Origin of the sequence: Micromonospora sp. HB375, from assembly GCF_017872985.1 — a bacterium.
GTDB lineage: Bacteria > Actinomycetota > Actinomycetes > Mycobacteriales > Micromonosporaceae > Micromonospora > Micromonospora chalcea.
In genome coordinates this window covers 5,739,567-5,756,637 of sequence record NZ_JAGGJO010000001.1, presented here as the reverse complement: position 1 = coordinate 5,756,637, position 17,071 = coordinate 5,739,567, and the positions used below count along the sequence as shown (strand labels likewise).

The window sequence follows — 17,071 nt, the reverse complement described above, 5'->3', positions numbered from 1 at the left end:
GGCCGCTGCCGGCGCCACCGAGCGACACCTTCCCGGGCGAGGTCTGATTGAACACCCGTGACTGGCCGATCCGCGCCAAGCTGACCGCGCTGGTCATCGGCCCGGTGACCGGGCTGCTGGCGTTGTGGATCTTCGCCACCACGCTCACCTTCGGGCCCGCGCTCGATCTGCTCTCCGCCCGTACCCTTCTCTACGACCTCGGCCGTCCCGGCGAGCGCGTGGTGGCGGAGCTGCAACGGGAGCGACGGCTGTCGGTGGTCCAGCTCGCCGGCCGCAGCGCCCTGCCGGCCCTGGCGGAACAGCGCGTACGCACCGACGACGCGATCGTCGAGCTGCGCCGCAAGGTCGACGGCAAGGCCCTGCGCGACGTCGCCGACGAGCAGCTCGACGGCCGCCTCGACCAGCTGGTCTCGGCACTGGACGCGCTGCCCGCCGGACGCGCCTTCATCGACGACCGGAAGGTGGACCGGTCCGGCGCCGTCGGCCTCTACAGCGGGATGATCGGTTCGGCGTTCCAGGCGTTCGGCGCGATGGCAGCGCTGCCCGACGCCCAGCTCAACCGGGAGGCGACGGCGCTCACCGCGCTGGGCCGCTCCCGCGAGCTGCTCGGCCAGGCCGACGCGCTGCTGGCCGGCGCGGTCATCGCGGGCCGGTACGCCGACGGCGAGCACGAGCAGCTGGTCCGGACCCTGGAGAACCAGCGTTTCCTGGCGGAGACGGCGGTCGCCGAGCTGCCGTCCGAGGAACGGACCTCGTACCAGCGGTTGACCGAGGGCGCCGGGTTCGTCAAGCTGCGCGCGCTCCAGGACACCCTGATCCGCTCGTCCGCGTTGCCGGCCCGGTTCGACATGGCCGGCTGGGAGGCCGGCCACGCCGAGGTGTGGCAGAGCCTGCGCGACTTCGAGCTGCGCGGCGCGGACGCCCTGGCCGAGCGGTCGGTGCCGATGGCCACCCGGATCCTCGTCCAGCTCGCCGCCGCCGGTGTGCTGGGTCTCGTCGCGATCGTCGTCTGCGTGCTGGTGGCGCTGCGGGTCGGCCGGTCGCTGGCCCGGCGGCTGACCGGCGTACGCACCGCCGCGACCGAGGTCGCCGAGCAGCGGCTGCCCGACGTGGTCGCCCGGCTGCGCCGCGGCGAGGAGGTCGACGTCGCCCGGGAGGCGCCCGAACTGGACCACGGCGGCGACGAGATCGGTCAGGTGGCGCGCGCGTTCAACGAGGTGCGGCGTACCGCGGTGCGCGCCGCGATCGACGAGGTCACCCTGCGCCGGGGGTTCAACGAGGTGATCCTCAACCTCGCCCGGCGCAGCCAGGGCCTGGTGCACCGGCAGTTGGCGCTGCTGGACCGGCTGGAACGGCGTACCGAGGACCCGGACGAGCTGGCCGGACTGTTCCAGGTCGACCACCTGGCAACCCGGCTCCGGCGGCACGCCGAGGACCTGGTCATCCTCGCCGGCGCCGCGCCCGGGCGGGGCTGGCGCCGGCCGGTCGCCGCGGTCGACGTGATGCGCGGCGCGATCTCCGAGGTCGAGGCGTACGACCGGGTCGACGTGGGTGAGGTGGCGTCGGCCGGGGTGCTCGGCCGGGCCGTCGGCGACGTGATCCACCTGCTCGCCGAGCTGATCGAGAACGCCACCGCGTACTCCCCGCCGGGCACCCGGGTGGACGTCACCGGCCGGACCGTGCCGGGCGGCTACACCATCGAGATCACCGACCGGGGGCTGGGCATGTCCGCGCCGGCCCTGGCCGCCGCCAACCGCAAGCTGGCCGAGCCGCCCGAGTTCGACCCGGCCGGCAGCGCCCGGCTGGGGCTGTTCGTGGTGGCGCGCCTGGCCGCACGGCACGGCGTGCGGGTGGAGCTGCGGCCGGCCCGTCCGGCCGGGATCGTCGCCGCGGTGTTCGTACCGTCGGATCTGATCACCGACGAGCCGCCGGTGGGCACGGACGGCCCCGCCGGGCCGGAGCGGCGGCGCCTGGCCAAGGTGACCCGGTTGACGACGGTGCCGCGTCCGGGGCGCCCGAACCGGCCGGGACGGGACCGGTCGGAGAGCACCGTGGTCCCGTTGCAGTCCGCGCGCGCCTCGACCGTGGAGCCTCCCACCGACGGCGACGGCCTGCCACGCCGGATCCGGCGGCGCGGCGCGTCCGCGCGTCCGCGCGCGGCGGTCGTGGACGCCCCGGCGTACCGCACGCCGGAGGAGGCGCGCCGGGCCATGTCGGCGTTGCAGGCGGGCACCGCGCGGGGTCGCCGGGACGGCGCCCGCGCCACCGACCCGGCCGGTGACGCCGATCCGGCCACCACCGAAAAGCCTGACACCGGTACGCCGTCCGCCACGTCGGGGCCGGCCGTGGAGCCCGCCCTGCCGGTGGCGGAGGACCGAACCGCGACTGAGAGGGACGCCTAGTGGTGTACACGACGCGGCAGAACGCCGATCTCGACTGGCTGCTCGACGACCTGGTGGAGCGGGTGCCCGCCGCACGCCGGGCGGTGGTGCTCTCGGCGGACGGGCTCCTGCTCGGCGCCTCCGGCGACCAGGACCGCAGCGAAGCGGAGCACCTGTGCGCGCTGGCGTCCGGCTTCTCCGGCCTGGCCAAGGGCGCCACCCGGCACCTGGGCGGCGGCGCGGTCCGCCAGACCGTGGTGGAGATGGAGTCGGCCTATCTCTTCGTGACCGCCGCCGGACAGGGCGCCTGCCTGGCGGTGGCGAGCGACGCCGACGCCGACATCGGCCTGGTGGCGTACGAGATGGCGATGCTGGTGATCCGGGTCGGGGAGAACCTGGCCGCGCCGGCCCGCAGCGGCGGGGGGCCGGCCGATGCGCGCTGACTCGCCCGGGCCGCAGCACGAGTGGCTGGACGCCGACGCCGGTCCGGTGGTGCGCCCGTACACGCTCACCGGGGGCCGGGTGCGCCCGCCGGTGGACGGCTTCGACCTGCTGGCTTTCGTGCTCGCCACGCCGGACGCCGAGCCGGCCGGCACGCCCGGCCTCCAGCCGGAGCATCGCCGGCTGATCGAACTGGCCCGCCGGCCGAAGGCCGTGGCCGACCTCGCCGCCGACCTGGACCTCGCCGTGGGCGTGGTGCGGGTGCTGCTCGGCGACCTCCTCGCCCATGGCTTCGTCGCGGTGCACCGGCCACCGGCCACCGCGTACCTGCCCGACGACAACATCCTCAAGGCGGTGGTCAGTGGACTCCGTGCGTTATGACCGGGAGCCGGGGGCGCCCCAGGTGCCGCTGGCTCTGAAGATCCTCATCGCCGGTGGCTTCGGCGCCGGCAAGACGACGCTGGTCAGCGCGTTGAGCGAGGTCCGGCCGTTGCAGACCGAGGAGGTCCTCACCGGCGCCGGGCTCGACACCGACGACGTCTCCGGGGTGGAGCAGAAGGCGACCACCACGGTGGCGATGGACTTCGGCCGGATCACCATCAACGACGACCTGCAGGTCTACCTGTTCGGCACCCCGGGTCAGGACCGGTTCTGGTTCCTCTGGGACGAGCTGGCGTTCGGCGCGCTCGGCGCGGTGGTGCTCGCCGACACCCGGCGGCTGGCCGACTGCTTTCCCTCCATCGACTACTTCGAGCAGCGGGGCATCCCGTTCGTGGTGGGCGTCAACTGCTTCGAGGGCTCCCGGCGGTTCGGCCTGGAGGCGGTGCGCGACGCCCTCGACCTGGACCCGGACGTCCCGCTCGTGCTCTGCGACGCCCGGGACCGGCAGTCCGGCAAGCTGGTGCTGATCTCGCTGGTCGAGCACGTGGCGCGGCAGCGCGGCGAGCCGGTGCCGGTGGGCTGAGCCGCCCGCGGCGAATCTCGTCGGCCGTCGCGGGACTGATCGGACGCCTGACCGGGAAGCCTCTGGTTGGATCTGGCGGAGACAGGACCGACGGAAGGTGGGAGCGGTGACCGGGCAGGACGAGATCGTCCACATCGGCGGCTACACGGCGGAGACGGGCGGGCGGGGTGAGGGCGTCGTCGCGGCCCGGCGGGACCGGGCGACCGGCGGGCTGACGCCGCTGGGTGTCGTGGCGGTCACCCCGTCGCCGTCGTTCCTGGCCCGGCATCCGGCGCTGCCGGTGCTGTACGCGTGCAACGAGCTGCCGGACGGCCGGGTCGGCGCGTTCCGGGTGGCGCCGGACGGCGACCTCACGCCGCTGGGCGAGCGCCCGTCCGGCGGGGCCGAGCCCTGTCACGTGGCGGTGGCCCCGGACGGGCGGCACCTGTTCGTGGCGAACTACGGCGGCGGCAGCGTGGCGGTGTTCGGCCTGGACGCCGAGGGCGTGCCGGGGGAGCGCGCCGACCTGGTCCGGCACGAGGGGCACGGCCCGGACACCGACCGGCAGGAGCACGCGCACTGTCACATGGTCTCGCCGGATCCGGCCGGCGGCGCGCTGCTCGCCGTCGACCTGGGCACCGACTCGGTCTACCGGTACGACGTCGACGCCGGATCCGGCCGGCTGACGCCCCGGGAGCCCCGGGTGAGCACTCCGCCCGGCACCGGGCCCCGCCATCTGGCCCGGCACCCGGACGGGCGGCGCGCGTGGCTGGTCGGCGAGCTGGACGCCACTGTCACCGCGTACGACCTGACGCCGGACGGGCCGCGGGAGCGGGCGCGCGTCGACGCCAGCGGGCGGGCCGGGCATGTCCAGCCGTCCGAGGTGAGCGTGGGACCGGGTGGGCGTTTCCTCTACGTGGGCAACCGGGGCGTCGGCACGGTGGCGGTCTTCGCGCTCGACGGCGAAGCGCCGGAGCTGGTGGCCGAGGTCGACACCGGCGGTGAGTGGCCCCGGCACTTCGCGTTCGCCGGTGAGCACCTGTACGTCGCCGACGAGCGGGCCGACATGATCAGGATCTTCCGGGTCGATCCGGTCAGCGGCGTGCCCGAGGTGATGGGGGAGCCGGTGCCGGTGGCGAGCCCGACCTGCTTCCTGCCGTGAGCGGACGGTCACCGAAACGACCGTCCGCAGTGGACTTCATCACTCTGAAATGACTGACCAGTAACTTAGCGTATGAGTTAGGTGATCAACTGTTTCTGCTGCGTAACTTTCGTCCGAACGGTTGTGGTGGTAACCCCACGAGGTACGCAAGATGGTCACCGTGTCTGGCCGCCATCGCATGCGTTCCAACCTCCGTGGAGCAGGCGCCGCCGCTGTGGCGGTAGCCCTGGTCGCCGTCGTGGGCGGCTCCTGGTTCGGCTACCAGCAGCTGGCCGGCCCGAACTGTTCGGGCCGGATCGAGCTGTCGGTGGCGACCGCCCCGGAGATCGCCCCCGCGGTGCGCGGCGCCGCCGACCAGTGGGTCGCCGACGGCGCCGCGGTGGGCGGCACCTGCATCGCCGTCAACGTCTCCTCCTCCGAGTCGGTCGAGGTGGCCGCCGCGGTGGCCAGCAAGCACGGCGCCACGCTCGCCGGAGTCGGGCAGGCCAGCGGCACCGCTGTCACCCCGGACGTCTGGGTGCCGGACTCCTCGACCTGGCTGGTCCGGCTCAAGAGCGGCGGAGCCAGCGCCTTCGCGCCGACGAACGGCGCCTCGATCGCGCGCAGCCCGGTGGTGGTGGCGCTGCCCGAGCCGGTGGCCTCGCGCATAGGGTGGCCGGACAAGAAGCTCCGCTGGTCCGACCTGCTGACCCAGGTCACCGCGAGTAAGCCGCTGCGGGCCGGGATCGTCGAGCCGACCCAGGACGCGGCCGGCCTGTCCGGGCTGCTGTCGCTCACCGCCGCCGCCAGCTCCACCGGCGATTCCGGCTCGCCGAAGGCGCAGGAGGCGATGGTCGGGGCGCTGCGGGCCCTCGCCACGAACCGCTCCTCGCTGCGGCAGGACCTCCTCGCGCGGTTCCCGCGCTCGTCGGACCCGACGGCGATCGCCAACGGGCTGGGCGCGGCGGCGCTGTCCGAGGAGGACGTGATCGCCTACAACAGCACGAAGCCGCCGATCCGGCTGGCCGCGCTCTACCTGGAGCCGGTGCCGATCCCGCTCGACTACCCGTTCGCGGTGCTGCCCGGCATCGAGCCGGCCAAGGCGTCCGCCGCCCGGGTGCTCTTCGAGGTGCTGCGTACGCCGGACTTCAAGGACCGGCTGGCCGCGCAGGCGCTGCGCGCGCCGGACGGCAACTGGGGGCGCGGCTTCCAGGCCCCGACGGGCGCGCCGAGCCCGGCGAACGGCGGCGCGAGCCAGGTGCCGCCGTCCGGTCAGGGCGGCGCGGCCGACCTCGACCCGGGCGCCATCTCGACGGCGACCACCACCTGGTCGGTGGCCACGCAGTCGGGCCGGATGCTCTGCGTCATCGACGTCTCCGGCTCGATGAAGAAGCCGGTCGCGACGGCGAACGGCGCCAGCCGGGAGCAGGTCACGGTGGCGGCCGCGAGCCAGGGCCTCGGGCTCTTCGACGACTCCTGGTCGATCGGCCTGTGGACGTTCTCCACGAACCTTCAGGGCTCGCAGGACTGGAGCGAGCTGGTCGGGATAAAGCCGTTGTCGAGCAACCGGGGGGCGCTGCAGCGCGGCCTCGCCTCGATCAAGCCCTCCAGCGGCGACACCGGCCTGTACGACACCATGCTCGCGGCGTACAAGAAGGTGCAGCAGGACTGGGAGCCGGGCAAGGTCAACTCGATCGTGCTGTTCACCGACGGCAAGAACGAGGACGACAACGGCATCTCGCAGAAGGAGCTGCTGGACCAGCTGAAGAAGCTGAAGGACGACGAGCAGCCGGTCCAGGTGGTCATCATCGGCATCGGCACCGAGGTGAACCGGGCCGAGCTGGAGTCGATCACCAAGGTCACCGGCGGCGGCGCGTTCGTCACCACCGACCCCAGCAAGATCGGCGAGATCTTCCTCCGGGCGATCGCGCTCCGGCCGCCCGCCCCGCGCTGACCTGAAGCTCAGCGCTAGTCTTCCGCCGTACCGGCAAATCCGGTACGGCGGAAGGCTTCCCGGGTCAAGACGCGGGATGAGAACTGACGGTAATGCGTCCGAATCAATCGGTCACCATAATTGTCCAGGCATGATGACCGGGTGCCTCGACCGCGGGCTCCACACCGGAGCCGGGCGGGGACGGGGCGGTCCTGAGCGAAGTGGGGAGGGCCGGTGACCTCGGCGACGCTGTTGACCCCTGCCACGTCGTCGCGACCCGGTGGTGAACGCCCGGGCAAGACGACACGAGCCGCGGAGCGGGCCTACATCCGGGTCCTGGTGGTGCTGGACACCACCGTGCTGGCGGTGGCCATCCTGGTCGGTTACCTGGCCCGGTTCGGCGACGAGGAGCCGACCGGGTCCGAGATCCCGTACGTCGTGGTAGCCCCGGCGCTGCTGCTGGTCTGGCTCGTCTCGCTCAAGGCGATGCGGTGCTACGACGACCAGGTGCTCGGGTACGGCGCGGACGAGTACCGCCGGGTCAGCGCGGCGAGCATGCGGCTGGCCGGCGGTATCGCGATCGCCGGGTACATCGCCGACGTCGGCGTCTCCCGGGGCTTCCTGGCCATCTCCTTCGCCGTCGGCACCGTCGGCCTGGAGGTGGCGCGGTTCGCGGCCCGCAAGCGGCTGCACCGGGCCCGCGACCGGGGCGCCGGCTGGTCGCGCAAGGTGCTCGTGGTGGGCGACACGGCACACGTGCTGGAGCTGGTGCACACGCTGCGCCGGGAGCCGTACGCGGGCTACCAGGTGGTCGGCGCGTGCATTCCGGACGCGCTGCTCGCCCCGGTGCCGCAGCGGCTGGGTGACGTGCCGGTGGTCGGCTCCTTCCGGGGCATCCCGGAGGCGGCCACCGCGATCGGCGCCGACACGGTGGCGGTCACCGCCTCCGGTGAGCTGACCGCGACCCGGCTTCGCCGCCTGGGCTGGCAGCTGGAGGGCACCGGGGTCGACCTGGTGGTGGCGCCGGCGCTGACCGACGTCGCCGGCCCTCGCATCCACACCCGCCCGGTCGCCGGCCTGCCGCTGATCCACGTCGAGGCGCCCGAGTTCCGTGGCGCCCGCAAGCTGGTCAAGGGCTTCGTGGACCGGTCGATCTCGCTGATCGCGCTGCTCGTGCTGGCGCCGCTGCTGATCGTGATCGCGCTCGCCATCAAGATCGACAGCCGGGGTCCGGTGCTGTTCCGGCAGACCCGGGTCGGTCAGGGCGGCGAGGAGTTCGGCGTCTTCAAGTTCCGCACCATGGTGGTCAACGCCGACGCCCTGCTCGCCGAGCTGGCCGCGCGCAACGAGACCGACGGCCTGATGTTCAAGATGCGCGACGACCCGCGGGTGACCCGGGTGGGCCGGCTGCTGCGCAAGTGGTCGCTGGACGAGCTGCCCCAGCTCGTCAACGTGCTGCTCGGCCAGATGAGCCTGGTCGGCCCGCGCCCGCCGCTGCCGTCCGAGGTGGCTCGCTACGACGGCGACGTGGCGCGACGCCTCCTGGTCAAGCCCGGCATGACCGGCCTCTGGCAGGTCAGCGGCCGGTCCGACCTGAGCTGGGAGGACGGCATCCGGCTCGACCTCTACTACGTGGAGAACTGGTCGCTGGCCGCCGACCTGACCATCCTCTGGAAGACGTTCGGCGCCGTGATCAACAGCCGCGGCGCGTACTGAGCGGGCCGGGTCAGGGCTGCGGGCCCAGCCAGTCCAGGCACACCACCACCGCGTCGTCCACCAGATCGCCGGCGACGAAGGCCCGCAGGTCGCCGATCAGCGACCGGACCGCGTCCAGCGGCTCCATCGGCCCGGTCCGGCGCAGGAACCGGTCCAGCGCCGCCTCGCCGTAGCGCCCCTGCTCGGTGGTGGCGTCGATGACGCCGTCGCTGACCACGAAGAGCCGGTCACCGCGCTCCAACTGGAACGTCTGCTCCCGGTAGTCGGTGCCCTCGAACATGCCGAGCGGGAACTGCTCGTCCAGCGCCTGCTCGCTGACCTCGCCGGCCCGCAGCCGCAGCAGACGGGGCGAACCGGCGTCGACCACGGCCAGCGTGCCGGTGGCCAGGTCCAGTTCGACGAGCAGCACCGAGACATGCTGCTGGCCCCGGTGCTGCGCGTAGATCGCCTGGTCGGCCAGCGCGGCCTGATCGGCCAGGGGGAGCCCGGCCCGGCGCGCGTTGCGCAGCGCGTACGTGGCCAGCGAGGCGAGCAGCGCCGCGGCCACCCCCTCACCGAAGCCGTTCAGCACCGCCAGCCAGAGCCGGTGGCCGTCGTCGGACCAGTCGAAGCTGTCCCCGCGCACCGCGTACGCCGGTTCCAGCTGCCCGGCCAGGCTGAACGACGGCCGGATCCGGCTGCGCCCGGGCAGCAGCTCCCACTGCATCTCGGCGGCCAGCGTGAGGCGCCGGCTGCGCCGGGCGGTCCGGTAGATGTCGGTGGTCGCCATGACCGCGCTCAGCTCGTGCCCGAGCACCGTGGCGATGGTGTCCAGCTCGCGGCGCGCGTCCGGGTCGGCCGGCACCGGAGAGACCCGGAGGACGCCCCGGCGCTCGCCGCGCATGCCCACCGGGAACCAGCCCACCTCGTCGGCGATCACCGGCTCCTGATGGTCGAAGGCGCGCCAGGCCGGGTGACCGGGGCGGGCGAGCGCCTCGCCGTCACCCAGCGGCAGCAGCTCGGCGAGCCGGTAGTCGACCTGGTAGAGCTCGGTGCGGGTGATTCCGTACGTGCGCGCCAGCTCGGCGGCGAGCCGGTCCACGATGAGATCCGTCGGCGCCTCGGTCAGGACCCGGCGCGCGCGGCCCTCCGCTCCGCTCATCTTTGCTCCTTTGCACAGGTCGCCGGGCAGATCCGGGGGGTAGTCTCGGGCCCACCATGACCGAAGAGCCTGGTCCCCAGGGACCTGACACGAGTATGTCCGCCGCCCTGGACGAGGCGGCAGGCACCTTGCTCGCCGTCTGGGAGGCGGCCCGGGAGCGCACCACCAGCCGGCTGTCCAGTGCCCAGTTACGCGCGATCATGGTCGTCGAGCAGTATGACGGCATCAACCTCCGCCGGCTCGCCACCCTCACCGACATGCTGCTCTCCTCCGCCAGCCGGCTCTGCGACCGGCTGGTCGCGGCCGGCATGCTGGAACGCGAGCCGGGCCGCTACGACCGGCGGGAGATCTCCCTGCACCTCACTCCGGAGGCCCTGCGGCTCCTCGCCGAACTGCGCACCGACCGGCGGCGCCGGCTGGAGCGGATCCTGGACGGAATGAGCTCGGAGGGCCGGGTGGCACTGCTGCAGGGCATGCGCGAGTTCGACGTGGTCGGCCGGCGCGGGGAGGCGACAGCGGCCGAGGGCTGGCCGGTGCTGCAGCCCTCCGGGGAGCGGATCGGTGACCCGGCCCGCCCGTCCGGCGAGCCGCCGGTGGCCCGTACCGCCTGACTTCACCCGCGGACGGCCCGCAGCCGGGCCACCACCCGGGGATGCTCGGTCAGCGCCCGCTCCAGCGTGCCGAGCACCTCGTCCAGCAGCGCCCGCCCGCCCCGGGACGTCAGCGCCTCCGCCTGCCACTCGACGAAGTCCCGCAGCAGCCGGTCGTCGTCCACCCGCACGGCCGCGATCAGCGCGTCCACCAGGTGCGCGATGCCGGTGGCGGCGTCCTCGGCGGTCTCCTCGGGCGGGTCCACCGCGGTCAGCGCGAGCCGGACCAGCTCCCGCCGCCGGTGCAGCAGGGCGACGTACGAGTCGTCGGGCGGCGGTGGTGGCGCGCCGATGTGCGTGCCCGCGGACAGCGGCCGGTCCAGCAGCGCGACGGCGTCCCGGGCGCTGGCGCCCCAGGCCGCCGCGCCGATCGTGGCGGCCCACCGGCCCTCCGGCCCGAAGCCGGGGCCGCCCGCCAGTACCGGCACCCCGGCCGCGCGGCTCGCCTCCACCATCCGCGCCGCCCGGACCAGCCGGTTCGGCTGCACGCAGCTCAGCAGTACCGCGTCCGGGCCGGTCTGGTGCAGGTAGGAGACCAGGTGCCGGGCCGGCACGCTGGCGCCCAGGAACGTCACCCGCCAGCCGGCCGCCCGGACCACCTCGGCGACGATCCGGGCGGCCAGCGCGTGCCACTCGCCCTCGACGCAGGCCATCACCACGTGCCCACGTCGCGGTGCGCCGATCGTCGCGCCCACCGCGCCGACCACGAGTTCGCTGACATGGGTGGCGGCGTGCTCCTGGGCCACGCTCCAGGAACCGGTGAGCCAGCGGCGGCCGATCTCCTGCTGCGCCACCGCGACGAGGTCCACCAGGATGTCCGCGACCGGCACGCCGTCGGCGAGCAGTTCCTGCGCCAGCGCGATCGCGCCGGCCCGGTCGGCCCGGTCCAGGTGATCGAGATAGGCGGCGAGCGTCTCCGGCCCGATCCGGCGCTCCGGGCTCACCCGGCGGCCAGCGCCAGCATGGCGATGTCGTCGTGCGGCTGCCCGTCCAGCCACTCGTCGACGAGCTGGAGCACCCGCTCCACGAGCGCGGCCGGCGGGAGCCCGGCACCGGAGGCGACCGCCTGGCGCAACCGGTCCTCGCCGAACATGGCCAGCTCGGTCGGGCCGCCCCGGGCCTCGGTCACCCCGTCGGTGTACGCCAGCAGCAGGTCGCCCGGCGTCAGCCGTACCTCGGCGTCGACGAACCGCGCGTCGGTGAGCGCGCCCACCGGCATGCCGCCCACCCGGACGGTCTCGATCCCGCCGCCGGCGCGGGCGACGAGCGGGGCGGGGTGCCCGCCGCCGGCCACCCGGACCCGCAGCCCGCCGCCGGGCTCGCGGCGGACCGCGCCGAGCAGGAGCGTCGTGAACTGGGCCCGGCGGGCGGCGTCCGGCGCGTCCAGCAGCGCCCGGTTGAGCAGCTCCAGCAGTTCCCGGGGACGCTGCTCGACGAGGCGCAGCGTCTGCAGCGACTGGCGTACCCGGCCGGTCAGCACTGCCGCGCCGACGCCCTTGCCGCAGACGTCGCCGAGCGCGAGGAGGCCGCCCTCGGCGGTGGGGAACACGTCGTAGAAGTCCCCGCCGATGCGCAGGCTGTCCCCGGCGGCGCGGTAACCGCCGGCGAGCGTCATCCCGGGCAGGCGCGGCAGTTCCGGCGGAAGCAGGCTGTTCTGCAGCACGCGCGCCAGGTGGGCCTGCTCGCCGTACAGCTCGGCGGCGGCCAGCGCGGCGCCGGCCCGCCCGGCGAACTCCCGGGCCAGTGCGATCTCCCGCTGGTCGAAGCCGGGCCGCTCGGGGCGGCGGGCCAGCACCAGCGCGCCGGCCGGGCCGCCGGCGCTTGGCATCGGGCTGATCAGCACGGTGCCCGGCCGGCCGAAGCCGGTGGGCAGCACCTCGGCCAGGTCGGCCAGTTCGGCGTCGAGCCAGGGACTGGGCTCGGTGCGGTCGCCGTCGAGCGCCTCGACCAGCCCGGGGACGGACTCCACGGTGCGCCAGCCGGTCACGCCGGTGACCGGGCCGGAGTCGCCGGTGGCGTACCGGATCCAGTGCGGCGCGTCCTCGGCGGGCGGGGCCGGGCGGTGCACCACCACGGCGACGTCGGCCAGGTAGGGCACCGGCAGCGTGACCGCGGCGCGCAGCGTCTGGTCCCGGTGCAGGGACAGCCCGAGCCGGCTGCCGGCCCGGGCGAGGAACGCGGTCCGGGAGCGTTCGGCGAGCAGCGCGTCGGTGCGTGCGTGCTCCTCCGTGACGTCTCGGACGTACCAGGCGCCGCGCCCGGCGGCCAGCGGGCGCCGCAGCCCGCGCAACCGCCGGCCGTGGTGCTCGGTCTCGAACGTGTCCGACCCGGTGCGCGCCGCCTCGGCCAGCGGCGGCACCTGGCACCCGACCAGGTCGACGCCGGGGGTCAGCTCCGGGAGCAGGTCGGTGGCCATCGCGTTGACCAGGGCCACCACGCCGGCCGGGTCGACTGTCACGACCGCTTCGGCGAGCCCGTCCAGCAGCTCCTGGGCGAGCCGGTCGTCAGCCGGGAGCGCGGCCCCGGCCACCCGCCGGGGTCGCTTCCTCCAGGCGTGCCCACCGCCGCTGACCGGCCCCGCGACACCGCCCCGGCGCGCGGCTGTCACCTCAGGTGGCCGGGCGCTTCGGTCAGTCGACCCCTGCGCATGCTGTCGGTGCACTCCTCGCTCGGCGGACAGGTTGCCTGGCGGCAAGCGTACCGAGCGCGGGCACGTAATGCCCGTCCAGGAACGGCCGGATCAGGCGCTGCGGGCCAGCCAGCCCACCGGCCGGTCGACGATCCGGCGGACCACCGAGCCGGCTCCGCCGACCGCCGCGGACTGCGCCCCGAGCACGGCCGGGCGTACCTCGACCGGTGCCCAGGCGGCGGTCAGCACCCGCCGGGAGATCTCCGCCACCACAGGCGGCCGCAGCCAGGGGGCGAGCGGGGCGTATCCGCCGCCGAGCACCACCGTGTCCAGGTCCAGCAGGTTCACCACGCCCGCCACGGCGACCCCGAGGGCGGCGCCGGCGTCGGCCAGGGCGGTCAGCGTGGCCGGGTCACCGGCGTCGGCCAGGTCGGCGAGCCGGGTGGCGGCGGTGTCGGCGGGCAGTTCCGCGCCGGGCAGCCCGGCGGCGGCCAGGATCGCCTCCTGGCCCGCGTACCGCTCCAGACAGCCCTGGCCGCCGCAGCGGCACGGCCGCCCCTGCGGCTGGACCGGGAAGTGACCGATCTCTCCGCTCCAGCCGCGCGCGCCCCGGTAGAGCGAGCCGTCCAGCACGATTCCGGCGCCGATGCCGATCTCGCCGGTGATGTGCAGGAAGCTGCGGGGGCCGGCCGGTCGCGCGTACAGCTCGCCGAGCGCCGCCAGGTTGGCCTCGTTGTCGACCACGAGCGGTGGCACCCCGTCGACCGGCTCGGCCAGCGAATGCCCGGCCAGCAGCGCCGGCACGTCCACGTCCCGCCAGCCGAGGTTCGGCGCGAGCCGGACCAGGCCGCCGTCGCCGACCAGGCCGGGCACGGCGAGCGCCGCGCCGGCCAGGGTCAGTCCGTCGCGTACGGCGGCGGCGCGCGCCTCGGCGGCCAGTGCGGCGAGCCGGGCGAGCGCGTCGGCGGGGGAGACCGGGCGCAGGTCGGCGCGGCGGACCAGGTGGTGCCGGACCGTGCCGGTCAGGTCGACGACGCAGGCCGCCAGGTAGTCGACGTTCACCTCCAGGCCGAGCCCGGCCGGGCCGTCGGAGGCGAGCACCAGCCCCCGGGCCGGCCGGCCCGCACCGGTACGCGGCTCCGGCTCCGCCTCGGCGACCAGCCGGCCGGCGATCAGGTCGTCGACCACGGCGGAGACGGTGGCCCGGGTCAGGCCGGTGTCGGCGGCGATCCCGGCCCGCGAGGGCGGCCGGTCGGCGGCGGCGATCCGCCGGAGCACCACTGCGAGGTTCAACTCGCGCAGGCTGCCCTGCCGGACCGCCCCGGCCGTGCTGGCGCTTGTCACCTCTTGACACTGCCACATCGCCGCCATTTAATTCAACCGCTGAACAAATCGCGGACGACACCACCACTGGAGGTCTGCCATGGCACCCCGTCCCACCCCCGCGGACAAGTTCTCCTTCGGCCTCTGGACGGTGGGCTGGCCGGCCCGTGACCCGTTCGGCGACGCGACCCGTCCCGAGCTGGACGCCGTCGAGGCCGTGCACCGGCTCGCCGAGCTGGGCGCGTACGGCATCACCTTCCACGACGACGACCTGGTCCCGTTCGGCGCGGACGCCGCCACCCGCGACGCCCGGCTCAGCCGCTTCCGCAAGGCGCTCGACGAGACCGGCCTGGTCGTGCCGATGGTCACCACCAACCTGTTCAACCACCCGGTGTTCAAGGACGGCGGCTTCACCAGCAACGACCGCGACGTGCGGCGGTACGCGCTGCGCAAGGTGCTGCGCAACATCGACCTGGCCGCCGAGATGGGCGCGAAGACGTTCGTCATGTGGGGCGGCCGGGAGGGCGCCGAGTACGACGTCGCGAAGGACGTCCAGGCCGCGCTGGACCGCTACCGCGAAGCGGTCGACCTGCTCTGCGAGTACGTCGTCGACAACGGCTACGACCTGCGCTTCGCGCTGGAGCCGAAGCCGAACGAGCCCCGGGGCGACATCCTGCTGCCCACCGTCGGCCACGCGCTCGGCTTCATCTCCACCCTGGCCCGCCCGGAGATGGTCGGGCTGAACCCGGAGGTCGGGCACGAGCAGATGGCCGGGCTGAACTTCGCCCACGGCATCGCCCAGGCGCTCTGGCAGGGCAAGCTGTTCCACATCGACCTCAACGGCCAGCGCGGCATCAAGTACGACCAGGACCTGGTCTTCGGCCACGGCGACCTGCTCAACGCGTTCGCCCTGGTCGACCTGCTGGAGCACGGCGGCCCGAACGGCGGCCCGGCCTACGACGGCCCGCGCCACTTCGACTACAAGCCGTCCCGCACCGAGGACATCGCCGGCGTGTGGGCCTCCGCCGAGGCGAACATGCGCACGTACCTGCTGCTCAAGGAGCGGGCCGCGGCGTTCCGCGCCGACCCGGAGGTGGTCGAGGCGCTCGCCGCCGCCCGCGTGGCCGAGCTGGCCACCCCGACGCTGAACCCGGGTGAGGGCTACCGCGAGCTGCTCGCCGACCGCACCGCGTTCGAGGAGTTCGACCCGGAGGCCGCCGGGGCGAAGGGCTTCGGCTTCGTCCGGCTCAACCAGCTCGCCGTCGAGCACGTGCTCGGCGCGCGCTGAGGCGGGCCGCCATGCCGCTCGTCGCGGGGGTCGACTCGTCGACCCAGTCCTGCAAGGTGGTGGTCCGGGACGCGGAGACCGGCGCGCTGGTCCGGCAGGGCCGCGCGCCGCACCCGCCCGGCACCGAGGTCGACCCGTACGCCTGGTGGGAGGCCCTGCGGGCGGCGGTGGCCGAGGCCGGCGGCCTGTCCGACGTGGCAGCCGTCTCGGTCGGCGGCCAGCAGCACGGCATGGTCTGCCTGGACGCCTCCGGTGAGGTGGTCCGGCCGGCGCTGCTGTGGAACGACACCCGGTCCGCCGACGCGGCCCGGGACCTGGTCGAGGAGGCCGGCGGCGGGGAGACCGGCCGCCGGTTCTGGGCCGAGGCGACCGGCGCGGTGCCGGTGGCCAGCTTCACCGCGACGAAGCTGAGGTGGCTGGCCCGGCACGAGCCGGACAACGCCGACCGGGTGGCCGCCGTGTGCCTGCCGCACGACTGGCTCACCTGGCGGCTCGCCGGCGCGCCCGGCCTGGACGCGCTGCGCACCGACCGGGGTGACGCCAGCGGCACCGGCTACTGGTCGCCGCGCACCGGCGAGTACCGGCTGGACCTGCTGGAGCGGGCCTTCGGGCGGCGCGTGACGGTGCCGGTCGTGCTCGGCCCGGCCGAGGCGGCCGGGCACCTCGACCCGGCGGTGCTCGGCGACGGCGCGGCGTCCGGTACGGCCGGAACCCCGGGAACCGGTGCCGCCGGCCCGGTGCTCCTCGGGCCGGGCACCGGGGACAACGCCGCCGCGGCGCTCGGTGTCGGCGCCGGTCCGGGCGACGTGGTCGTCTCGATCGGCACCTCCGGCACCGTCTTCGCGGTCGCGGACAACCCGGCCGCCGACCCGAGCGGCGCGGTGGCCGGGTTCGCCGACGCCACCGGCCGGTTCCTGCCGCTGGTGTGCACGCTCAACGCGGCCCGGGTGCTCGACGCCACCGCGACCCTGCTCGGCGTCGACCTCGACACGCTCGGTGAGCTGGCCCTGTCCGCGCCGCCCGGCGCCGACGGGCTGGTCCTGGTGCCGTACCTGGAGGGGGAGCGGACGCCGGACCGACCGCACGCCACCGGCGAGCTGAAGGGCCTGACACTGCGCACCTCGACCCCGGCGCACCTGGCCCGGGCCGCGGTCGAGGGGATGCTCTGCGGGCTGGCCGACGGTCTCGACGCGCTGCTCGCCCAGGGCGCCCGCGCCGACCGGATCATCCTGGTCGGGGGCGGCGCCCGGTCCGCCGCGGTACGGCGGATCGCGCCGCAGGTCTTCGGCCGCCCGGTGGTGGTGCCGCCGCCCGGCGAGTACGTGGCCGACGGCGCGGCCCGGCAGGCCGCCTGGGTCGCGCTGGGTGGCGACACCCCGCCCACCTGGTCGGTCGGCGACACCGAGGAGTACACCGGCGAGGCGGTCCCCGCCATCCGCGAGCGCTACGCCCACGCCCGGGGGTAAGGAAGGGCCCCTTCTTAAC

At 74.9% G+C, this 17,071-nt stretch carries 14 protein-coding genes; 10 read left to right on the top strand and 4 right to left on the bottom strand.

What is annotated here, in order from left to right; genetic code table 11:
- Positions 1–47 precede the first annotated feature (47 nt).
- From J3R08_RS25440 to J3R08_RS25410, 7 genes are all read left to right on the top strand, one after another.
- Complete coding sequence (locus J3R08_RS25440) at positions 48–2,402, top strand: nitrate- and nitrite sensing domain-containing protein (RefSeq protein ID WP_064447789.1); 2,355 nt, start codon at positions 48–50, stop codon at positions 2,400–2,402.
- Positions 2,402–2,824, top strand: a complete 423-nt coding sequence (locus J3R08_RS25435; RefSeq protein WP_043328791.1) for a roadblock/LC7 domain-containing protein — start codon at positions 2,402–2,404, stop codon at positions 2,822–2,824. The genes J3R08_RS25440 and J3R08_RS25435 overlap by 1 nt, the downstream gene beginning before the upstream one ends.
- On the top strand, positions 2,814–3,203 hold the full coding sequence (locus tag J3R08_RS25430; protein ID WP_030502282.1) for a DUF742 domain-containing protein: 390 nt from the start codon (positions 2,814–2,816) through the stop codon (positions 3,201–3,203). Before J3R08_RS25435 ends, J3R08_RS25430 begins: the two co-directional genes overlap by 11 nt.
- Entirely contained in the window at positions 3,184–3,786 is a 603-nt protein-coding gene (locus tag J3R08_RS25425; RefSeq protein WP_043328792.1) for an ATP/GTP-binding protein, read from the top strand. The genes J3R08_RS25430 and J3R08_RS25425 overlap by 20 nt, the downstream gene beginning before the upstream one ends.
- Before the next feature lie 106 nt (positions 3,787–3,892).
- Entirely contained in the window at positions 3,893–4,927 is a 1,035-nt protein-coding gene (locus tag J3R08_RS25420) for a lactonase family protein (protein WP_176722729.1), read from the top strand.
- Positions 4,928–5,105: 178 nt separating this feature from the next.
- Positions 5,106–6,860 carry a substrate-binding domain-containing protein gene (locus J3R08_RS25415; RefSeq protein ID WP_051611375.1) on the top strand — a complete coding sequence of 585 codons (1,755 nt, stop codon included), beginning with the start codon at positions 5,106–5,108 and terminating at the stop codon, positions 6,858–6,860.
- Positions 6,861–7,073: 213 nt separating this feature from the next.
- Entirely contained in the window at positions 7,074–8,555 is a 1,482-nt protein-coding gene (locus tag J3R08_RS25410) for a sugar transferase (protein ID WP_043328795.1), read from the top strand.
- Between the two features lie 10 nt (positions 8,556–8,565).
- Here J3R08_RS25410 and J3R08_RS25405 read toward each other — a convergent pair whose 3' ends face one another.
- Positions 8,566–9,696 carry a PP2C family protein-serine/threonine phosphatase gene (locus J3R08_RS25405; protein ID WP_209963001.1) on the bottom strand — a complete coding sequence of 377 codons (1,131 nt, stop codon included), beginning with the start codon at positions 9,694–9,696 and terminating at the stop codon, positions 8,566–8,568.
- A gap of 95 nt (positions 9,697–9,791) precedes the next feature.
- Between J3R08_RS25405 and J3R08_RS25400 the strand changes: the two genes are divergently transcribed.
- On the top strand, positions 9,792–10,307 hold the full coding sequence (locus tag J3R08_RS25400; RefSeq protein WP_140946171.1) for a MarR family winged helix-turn-helix transcriptional regulator: 516 nt from the start codon (positions 9,792–9,794) through the stop codon (positions 10,305–10,307).
- A 2-nt stretch (positions 10,308–10,309) separates the two neighbouring features.
- Here J3R08_RS25400 and J3R08_RS25395 read toward each other — a convergent pair whose 3' ends face one another.
- From J3R08_RS25395 to J3R08_RS25385, 3 genes are all read right to left on the bottom strand, one after another.
- Positions 10,310–11,290: a B12-binding domain-containing protein gene (locus J3R08_RS25395; RefSeq protein ID WP_166457029.1), complete on the bottom strand. Its 981-nt coding sequence runs from the start codon at positions 11,288–11,290 to the stop codon at positions 10,310–10,312.
- The gene (locus tag J3R08_RS25390) at positions 11,287–12,876 is read right to left on the bottom strand and encodes a PP2C family protein-serine/threonine phosphatase (protein ID WP_280841905.1); all 1,590 of its coding nucleotides are present in this window, start codon (positions 12,874–12,876) and stop codon (positions 11,287–11,289) included. The genes J3R08_RS25395 and J3R08_RS25390 overlap by 4 nt, the downstream gene beginning before the upstream one ends.
- A 210-nt stretch (positions 12,877–13,086) precedes the next feature.
- The gene (locus tag J3R08_RS25385) at positions 13,087–14,346 is read right to left on the bottom strand and encodes an ROK family protein (protein ID WP_140946172.1); all 1,260 of its coding nucleotides are present in this window, start codon (positions 14,344–14,346) and stop codon (positions 13,087–13,089) included.
- A 52-nt stretch (positions 14,347–14,398) separates the two neighbouring features.
- On the opposite strand from J3R08_RS25385, the gene xylA reads away from it, so the two are divergent.
- Positions 14,399–15,586, top strand: coding sequence for a xylose isomerase (gene xylA, locus J3R08_RS25380; RefSeq protein ID WP_043328799.1), 1,188 nt, complete (start codon positions 14,399–14,401; stop codon positions 15,584–15,586).
- A gap of 11 nt (positions 15,587–15,597) precedes the next feature.
- Positions 15,598–17,052: a xylulokinase gene (gene xylB, locus J3R08_RS25375; protein WP_209962999.1), complete on the top strand. Its 1,455-nt coding sequence runs from the start codon at positions 15,598–15,600 to the stop codon at positions 17,050–17,052.
- Positions 17,053–17,071 lie beyond the last annotated feature (19 nt).

Coding starts and splice junctions, on each gene's coding strand:
- J3R08_RS25430 (WP_030502282.1), top strand. CDS start 2,814: ATGCGCGCTGACTCGCCCGGGCCGCAGCACGAGTGGCTGGACGCCGAC.
- J3R08_RS25405 (WP_209963001.1), bottom strand. CDS start 9,696: ATGAGCGGAGCGGAGGGCCGCGCGCGCCGGGTCCTGACCGAGGCGCCG.
- xylB (WP_209962999.1), top strand. CDS start 15,598: ATGCCGCTCGTCGCGGGGGTCGACTCGTCGACCCAGTCCTGCAAGGTG.
- J3R08_RS25415 (WP_051611375.1), top strand. CDS start 5,106: ATGCGTTCCAACCTCCGTGGAGCAGGCGCCGCCGCTGTGGCGGTAGCC.
- xylA (WP_043328799.1), top strand. CDS start 14,399: ATGGCACCCCGTCCCACCCCCGCGGACAAGTTCTCCTTCGGCCTCTGG.
- J3R08_RS25385 (WP_140946172.1), bottom strand. CDS start 14,346: ATGGCGGCGATGTGGCAGTGTCAAGAGGTGACAAGCGCCAGCACGGCC.
- J3R08_RS25400 (WP_140946171.1), top strand. CDS start 9,792: ATGTCCGCCGCCCTGGACGAGGCGGCAGGCACCTTGCTCGCCGTCTGG.